Consider the following 1,040-nt stretch of genomic DNA (forward strand, 5'->3'; position numbering starts at 1 on the left):
TCCCAGCCACATTCAGGGCACGCCGAGTTTCTACAAGCTTCTGGATGCATTCGATTTGAAGATTCCAGATTCGATCGAAGCCTGGTCTGTGGCGCCCTGCTGCGGATCGCCGACGACCGATGGTTCTGCTACACGCGGATCCACCACATCGTGCTGGACGGCATGGGCGCGGTGGCCATGGTGCAGCGCACCAGCGAGCTCTACAACGCGGCGGTCGATGGCAAGGAACCACCTGCGGCCAAGGCCGAGGATCTCCGCAAGATCGTCGACGCCGATGTGGCCTACCGCAGCTCGGATCGGTTCGTGGCCGATCGGGAGTATTGGCTCGAGCACCTACGCGGAATGGCCGACCCCGTGAGCCTGTCCGGGCGCATCGCCGATGTCGACGCGCAGCCGAGACGCGTCGCGGGCGCGCTGACCAGTGACATGGCGGCGCTGCTTGACTCTGTCGCGAAGGCTGCCTCCTCGGGTGTCGCACCGACCGTCGTCGCCGCCTTCGGCGCGTATCTCGCCGCTATGACCGGAGCCGAGGAAGTCGTGTTGAGCCTTCCCGTTTCGGCGCGCACCACGGCGAGCCTGCGATGGTCCGGTGGCATGGTCGCCAATGTCGTCCCGCTGCGGCTCACCCTGTCGCCGACCACCACTGTCGGCGATGCGATCCGCGCCGCGCAGGGTGAACTCACCGGCGCGTTGCGGCGGCAACGTTACCGCCAGGAGGACATCTTTCGCGATCTCGGCTGGCCGATGGACGAACCCTCGTCGTTCGGGCCGTCGGTGAACCTGATGATGGTGGACAGCCGGATTCAGCTCGGCGAGGTCACCGGACGGTTGCACGTGCTGACCTCCGGGCTGATCGAAGATCTCTTCGTCAACCTGTATCCCGGGGTGGGCGGTGAGAGCACCCACATCGACTTCCAGGCAAACAGAAACCTGTACAGCGATGCCGAATTGGCGGCGCAGCACCACCGGTTCCTGCTGTTCCTGCACCGGTTCCTCGCCGCAGGGCCGGACGCGGCGCTCTCGACCTGTCTCTTATACAC

At 65.3% G+C, this 1,040-nt stretch carries 1 protein-coding gene; it reads left to right on the forward strand.

Annotated features, from left to right (window positions below; all coding sequences use genetic code 11):
- Nucleotides 1–138 precede the first annotated feature (138 nt).
- A partial coding sequence (locus ACFWPJ_RS33710; protein ID WP_378857692.1) for a condensation domain-containing protein occupies nt 139–1,040 on the forward strand: 902 nt, incomplete at its 3' end.

Source organism: Nocardia sp. NPDC058497, from assembly GCF_042720195.1.
Classification (GTDB): domain Bacteria; phylum Actinomycetota; class Actinomycetes; order Mycobacteriales; family Mycobacteriaceae; genus Nocardia.